4 protein-coding genes and 2 pseudogenes are annotated in these 7,246 nt (G+C 35.5%); all 6 read right to left on the reverse strand.

Features of this window, described 5'->3' with window-relative positions:
• Positions 1 to 111: 111 nt before the first annotated feature.
• A complete protein-coding gene (gene ndk / locus ACYTR8_RS09835) occupies positions 112 to 585 on the reverse strand; it encodes a nucleoside-diphosphate kinase (protein ID WP_479642090.1) in 474 nt (157 codons plus the stop codon).
• Between the two features lie 451 nt (positions 586 to 1,036).
• A complete protein-coding gene (gene csn2, locus ACYTR8_RS09840) occupies positions 1,037 to 1,699 on the reverse strand; it encodes a type II-A CRISPR-associated protein Csn2 (protein ID WP_032462934.1) in 663 nt (220 codons plus the stop codon).
• Entirely contained in the window at positions 1,689 to 2,030 is a 342-nt protein-coding gene (gene cas2 / locus ACYTR8_RS09845; RefSeq protein ID WP_011106805.1) for a CRISPR-associated endonuclease Cas2, read from the reverse strand. Before cas2 ends, csn2 begins: the two co-directional genes overlap by 11 nt.
• Positions 2,027 to 2,896: pseudogene (gene cas1, locus ACYTR8_RS09850) on the reverse strand (type II CRISPR-associated endonuclease Cas1). The gene cas2 and the pseudogene cas1 overlap by 4 nt, the downstream one beginning before the upstream one ends.
• The gene (gene cas9, locus ACYTR8_RS09855) at positions 2,896 to 7,011 is read right to left on the reverse strand and encodes a type II CRISPR RNA-guided endonuclease Cas9 (RefSeq protein WP_479642091.1); all 4,116 of its coding nucleotides are present in this window, start codon (positions 7,009 to 7,011) and stop codon (positions 2,896 to 2,898) included. Before cas9 ends, cas1 begins: the two are co-directional and overlap by 1 nt.
• Before the next feature lie 123 nt (positions 7,012 to 7,134).
• Positions 7,135 to 7,246: pseudogene (locus ACYTR8_RS09860) on the reverse strand (IS30 family transposase); the annotation flags it as partial.

The following is a 7,246-nucleotide window of genomic DNA, read 5'->3' on the forward strand; positions in this document are numbered from 1 at the left end:
CAATTATCAATAGCAATAATAAAATCAATCATCGTAGTCACCTCATCTATAGTGTACTACTTTGATTGATTTTGTCATTATGAATCTAGTTTTCTGAAAACAAAAGTTTCTTCATGCGTTTGGCGTGTACTGATTATCTTTCGGAAAAATAGCAGAGCTATCAAGTTCAGCTTGATTAAACCAAAGGGCAATCTCACGCCTAGCAGAGTCTCTTGAATCAGACCCATGCACCACGTTAAAAATACCTCCATCATCACCAGGAGCTTGGGCAAAATCACCCCGAATGGTTCCGGGAAGAGCATCCTTAGGATTAGTTACCCCCATCATGGTTCTCCAAGAGGAAATCACCCGATTTCCCGACAGCACCCCAATTAAAACAGGACCACTTGTCATGTAAGCTTCAAGCTCAGGATAAAATGGTTTAGTTACCAAGGCTTCGTAGTGCTTAGCCAAGAGTTCCGGACTAGCTTGTCTTAGCTCTAATCGATCAAACGTAAATCCTCGACGCTCAATCCGCCGCAAAACCTCTCCAACTAACCCTCGCTTAACCCCATCGGGCTTAATCATAAAAAATGTTTGTTCCATCGCTCTACCCTCCTTCTCCTTTTGACTATTATAACATGAAAACGTTTTAATAGAAAGAATAGAAAGGCTTAAGGATGTTGTCTTTATTCCTCTCTCAAGTTACCATGGACGATATTGAATTGGGACCATTCAAAACAGCATAGCTCTAAAACAAATTGGTTTTTTAGTTGCGGTGTAAGTAAGTTTTGGGACCATTCAAAACAGCATAGCTCTAAAACTCACTATTTTCCTGAGCACGTTCCCTCACTGTTTTGGGACCATTCAAAACAGCATAGCTCTAAAACAAGTACAGCTATTCGAAAATGGTGACTTGTGTTTTGGGACCATTCAAAACAGCATAGCTCTAAAACCTCGTAGACTATTTTGTCTAAAAAATTTCGTAATCGCACTATTTGTCTCAGCTAGACTTCAGTCTTGAAGAGCCCCTGTATTACTGCATTTATTAAGAATATTATACCATATTTTTAGTTATTAAGAAATAGTCTTCATCTAAAATATACTGCGGAAAATCATATAGTTCACGTGGTTCTAAAAAGAGAACTGTTAAATTTGTCAATGATATATACTCTTGTAAACTAGCCACTTCATCTTTTGTTAGAAAAGCTCCGCTATTGACAAAAATTAGCAACTTTTTCTTAGTGAGATATTTGAAAATTTGAAGTATCTCTAGACATTTTTCAAAAATAGTATCACTTTGCGTTTCTACTTTTACTCCTAAGGACTTAATCAATTCCAGGATTGTGATTTCATCATACTCTAAATCTAATTCATTTTCTAAGCATTCAAAGACAATCAGTTCTGTAATCGTAGCAACCAATTTGTCAATCATCGATTTCACTTCGGGTTTCTCATTAAATTGAGATTCTAAATCTGCATGAATCAATTTTAAAATGGTTGAGGAGTTAACATCAAATCCTAAAATATCTGTTACAAGCATGATTTCTGATTCTTTGATGGCTTTCATCTTGTGATCAAAAAATTTAAGTTCAGAATCTTCCTCATATTGGTAACAATGTTGCACTATTTTTGAGAACACACAGACATCTTCGAGCACAAGAATTGTACCGCCTCTTAATGGAATTGGTTCATCTAGTAAGGGAAAATTAAGATTCATCAAAAGCCTCCCCAAGAAATACAAGTCTCTCATCGGAGTTTGCAATACAATTATTTCTCTCACCATGTAAATAAATCATTCGTGCAAACTGTTTTTCCGTGACCGTTAGTAATGTAATATTTCCTTTATGAGGATTATGCTCCCTCAGCCGACCAATCATGGCATTGTTAGCTGTGTTATTCAACAGCAACTTACTATAAATAGAAAATTGATGCATGATAAACCCTTCACTAAGTAAAAATTTCCGAAATTTTCGATAGGCTTTACGTTCCTCAGCAGTGTCCGTCGGCATATCAAACATAAGTATCATTCTCATATATCTATAACTCATATCCTAAATTCAGGAACTCCTTTCCCTTCATTATTCAGAGCTTTGACAACTTTTTTAGTATAATCGCTAACAATATTCGTGAGATACATTTCTTTACCGTTGTATACAAAGGTGTCCGAAAACAAGGTAAATAACTCTCTCTTTATTTTGGGAAATGGCTGATTTCGATTTTCATAAACAATCTTATCCACCAAAGGCCTAAATGGTTCCATAATATCGCTAGCAAAATTGAACTGATTAAACTGATTGGCGTGTTTGAGCCCAAACTGAGTCATACATCCAGACACAACCACTTCACGCGCAAACATACTCAATAATAAGGTATAACCATAATCCAGACCTGCATTGATTGGATGCTCCAAATCTCTTGAGAAATCGTTCCCAAAAAGTGTATTAAAATAAATTCTCGCTGCATGCCCTTCTCGATTACTCGGATCAAAATTTTCCAAACCATGATATAAATCCATAATAGACTGGGATTTTTCAAAATAGGACCATGCTCCTAGATAGCAAGATTGATTCAAAATCTTTTGAGCAATAATCGTCGTCCAAACCTCCGATTTGACTGCTTCTGGCCAGGACATTTGTTTCCCAAGCTGTAAACTCGAATCATGACGACCATAAAAAGGCATCAGCATAGCTGTTGGTAATCGTTTATCATCACAGAATATTACAAGGACATTCTCATCCACTAGCCGTTTTACCAGCATAGTGGACAAGACAATATCCGTCGTTTCTAATAACAAAATATCAATTTCTGACAGGTGGATAAGCTCAGTTTTATAGGCATCCTAAAAAATCAGATGATTATTCTTATACGATAATTTTGAATGGGTATTTACCACAACCGTTCGCCAACCAGCCATCAGTCACCTCCTAACTGACTCAAATCAATGCGTGTTTCATAAAGACCGGTGATGGATTGATGGATAAGGGTAGAACTGAGAATAGACTGGGGAGAACCATAACGTTTTCGTGGAATTGTTGTGCCTAAGAATTTAAAATCTGCAGGAGCACCGGTTGCTGTAAGTGTTAATAAATCAATAACGGAGGTACAAATTTCAGAAATAGAATAGCTTTCAATGTTGCTGAAAAGTTCTTTTACTTTAGAAATGTTCTTTTCAACATCCACGTATAATGAAGCAAATCGTTCTATATAGCTCAGCAATTGATACAAATCATTATAGTGGTCCAAAATGTATGCTTCATGCTCCAATTCTTTAGAACTCTCAATTTTGTGTGCATGGTATAGCAGTGTTACCAACTTCGCCGGTAAAAACATTTCGTTTGCTTTTTGCAAATCTCCCCTGCTATTATTATTCGCCATAACACTAGCAAGCATTCTTCGAGTGCCATTTTCAAATTCAAAGAGGCTATATTTAGGTAACTTAATGCACTTATCAATTTGAACATTTCCGTATCCCTTATCTTCAATAAATTTTAATGGATTTTTTTCAAAAACTAGTTTATCTAATAATGTAATCCCAATTAATTCTTTTCCAGTTTTTATTTTTTTTACTTTTCCATCTTGAACTTTGGATTTCGCAACTACTAACACACTATAAGTAACAGTCGGGCTGCCAAATCCTCCATATTTAGAGGACTCAAAACGATGTTTACGACTGATTAATTTATCAAAACTTCCTCTAGCATAAATTGATTCATTAGTCAGTGCACCTGTCTGTACTTCTGTTTTCTTGACAATATTGACTTGTGGCATGGACAATACTTTTCGAATAGTGGCGAAGTCTTTTTCTTTATTCCAAACAATTTCACCGGTTTCTTCATTGACCTCGATTAGAGGGCGTTTGCGAATCTCTCCATTTGCAAGTGTAATTTCTATTTTGAAAAAGTTCATGATATTAGAGTAAAAGAAACGTTTTGCGGTTGCTTTGCCTATTTCCTGCTCAGACTTAGCAATCATTTTACGAACATCATAAACTTTATAATCACCATAGACAAACTCCGATTCAAGTTTTGGATATTTCTTAATCAGAGCTGATCCGACTACTGCATTCAGATAAGCATCATGGGCATGATGGTAATTGTTAATCTCACGTACTTTATAGAATTGGAAATCTTTTCGGAAATCAGAAACAAGTTTGGATTTTAGGGTAATCACTTTAACTTCCCGGATAGTTTTATGATTTTCATCACGTTCAGTGTTCATTCGGCTATCCAAAATTTGTGCCACATGCTTGGTAATTTGACGAGTTTCAACCAATTGCCGCTTAATAAAACCAGCTTTATCAAGTTCACTCAAACCTCCACGTTCAGCTTTCGTTAAATTATCAAACTTACGTTGAGTGATTAACTTGACGTTTAGAAGCTGTCTCCAATAGTTTTTCATCTTTTTGACTACTTCTTCACTTGGAACATTATCCGATTTACCACGATTTTTATCAGAACGCGTTAAGACCTTATTGTCTATTGAATCGTCTTTAATGAAACTTTGTGGAACTATGTGATCGACATCATAATCACTTAAACGATTAATATCTAATTCTTGGTCAACATACATATCTCTTCCATTTTGTAGATAATAGAGATAAAGCTTTTCATTTTGCAATTGAGTATTTTTAACAGGATGCTCTTTAAGAATCTGACTTCCTAATTCTTTGATACCTTCTTCGATTCGTTTCATACGCTCTCGCGAATTTTTCTGGCCCTTTTGAGTTGTCTGATTTTCACGTGCCATTTCAATAACGATATTTTCTGGCTTATACCCCATTACTTTGACCAGTTCATCAACAATTTTTACAGTCTGTAAAATACCTTTTTTAATAGCAGGACTGCCAGCTAAGTTAGCAATCTGTTCATGTAAACTATGGCCTTGTCCAGACACCTGTGCTTTTTGAATAGCTTCCTTGAATGTTAAACTATCATCATTGATAAGCTGCATAAAGTTGCGATTGGCAAAACCATCTGATTTCAAAAAATCTAATATTGTTTTGCCAGATTGCTTATCTCTAATTCCATTAATCAATTTTCGAGACAAACGCCCCCAGCCAGTATAATGGCGACGTTTAAGCTGTTTCATCACCTTATCATCAAAGAGGTTAGCATACTTTTTAAGTCGTTCCTCAATCATTTCCTTATCTTCGAATAAAGTTAATGTTAAAACAATATCCTCTAAAATATCTTCATTTTCTTCATTATCCAAAAAATCTTTATCTTTGATAATTTTTAGCAAATCATGGTAGGTACCTAATGACGCATTAAATCGATCTTCAACGCCTGAAATTTCAACGCTATCAAAACATTCTATTTTTTTGAAATAATCTTCTTTTAATTGCTTAACGGTTACTTTTCGATTTGTTTTGAAGAGTAAATCAACAATGGCTTCTTTCTGCTTTCCTGAAAGAAATTCTGGTTTTCGCATTCCCTCTGTCACATATTTGACCTTTGTCAATTCATTATAAACCGTAAAATATTCATAGAGCAGACTGTGTTTTGGCAATACCTTTTCAGTAGGAAGATACTCATCAAAATTGGTCATTTTTTTGATAAATGCTTCCGCAGACGCACCTTTATCGACAACTTCTTCAAAATTCCATGGAGTAATAGCTTCATCAGACTTCCGAGTCATCCAAGCAAAACGACTATCACCACGCGCCAATGGGCCAACATAATATGGAATTCGGAAGGTCAAAATTTTTTCAATCTTTTCACGGTTTTCCTTTAAAAATGGATAAAACTCTTCTTGTCTTCTCAGAATAGCATGCAGCTCACCCAAATGAATTTGATGGGGAATAGAGCCGTTGTCAAAGGTCCGTTGCTTGCGCAGCAGATCTTCACGATTTAGTTTCGTCAATAATTCCTCAGTACCATCCATTTTTTCTAAAATTGGTTTGATGAATTTATAAAATTCTTCTTGGCTAGCTCCCCCATCAATATAACCTGCATATCCGTTTTTTGACTGATCAGAGAAGATTTCTTTATACTTCTCTGGAAGTTGTTGCCGAACTAAAGCTTTTAAAAGAGTCAAGTCTTGATGATGTTCATCGTAGCGCTTAATCATTGAAGCTGATAGGGGAGCCTTAGTTATTTCACTATTTACTCTTAGGATATCTGAAAGTAAAATAGCATCTGATAAATTCTTAGCTGCCAAAAACAAATCAGCATATTGATCTCCAATTTGCGCCAATAAATTATCTAAATCATCATCGTAAGTATCTTTTGAAAGCTGTAATTTAGCATCTTCTGCCAAATCAAAATTTGATTTAAAATTAGGGGTCAATCCCAATGATAAAGCAATGAGATTCCCAAATAAGCCATTTCTCTTCTCACCGGGGAGCTGAGCAATAAGATTTTCTAATCGTCTTGATTTACTCAATCGTGCAGAAAGAATCGCTTTAGCATCTACTCCACTTTTGTTAATAGGGTTTTCTTCAAATAATTGATTGTAGGTTTGTACCAACTGGATAAATAGTTTGTCCACATCACTATTATCAGGATTTAAATCTCCCTCAATCAAAAAATGACCACGAAACTTAATCATATGCGCTAAGGCCAAATAGATTAAGCGCAAATCCGCTTTATCAGTAGAATCTGCCAATTTTTTTCGCAGATGATAGATAGTTGGATATTTCTCATGATAAGCAACTTCATCTACTATATTTCCAAAAATAGGATGACGTTCATGCTTCTTGTCTTCTTCCACCAAAAAAGACTCTTCAAGTCGATGGAAGAAACTATCATCTACTTTCGCCATCTCATTTGCAAAAATTTCTTGCAGATAGCGAATCCGGTTCTTTCGACGTGTATACCTTCTGCGAGCTGTCCGCTTCAGGCGCGTCGCTTCAGCAGTCTCTCCACTATCAAATAGTAGAGCTCCCAGCAAATTTTTCTTGATAGTTTGTTTGCCAGTATTGCCAAGAACTTTCATTTTCTTGGATGGAACCTTATAGTCATCGGTGATCACGCTCCATCCGACGCTATTCGTACCGATGTCCAACCCTATTGAGTATTTCTTATCCATTTTTGCCTCCTAAAATAAAAAGTTTAAATTGAATTCATAATGAGTTTGATGATTTCACTAATATTTTTAATGACCTCCGAAATTAGTTTAATATGTTTTAATTTTTCTTCCCAAATTGTCAAATTAAGCTAGACATTTTACGTAACTCAGAAAAACCTGATATGGTGTTCGATAATTTAAAGATTTCCTAGGAATTCTATTTCGTTTATCAGCGATAGCTGATAAATATTTCTGA

This window comes from Streptococcus sp. F2 (assembly GCF_056500955.1).

What these genes read in the sequence shown, in the direction of transcription:
- cas2 (WP_011106805.1), bottom strand. Translation starts at nt 2,030, where the DNA reads ATGAGTTATAGATATATGAGAATGATACTTATGTTTGATATGCCGACG.
- ndk (WP_479642090.1), bottom strand. Translation starts at nt 585, where the DNA reads ATGGAACAAACATTTTTTATGATTAAGCCCGATGGGGTTAAGCGAGGG.
- csn2 (WP_032462934.1), bottom strand. Translation starts at nt 1,699, where the DNA reads ATGAATCTTAATTTTCCCTTACTAGATGAACCAATTCCATTAAGAGGC.
- cas9 (WP_479642091.1), bottom strand. Translation starts at nt 7,011, where the DNA reads ATGGATAAGAAATACTCAATAGGGTTGGACATCGGTACGAATAGCGTC.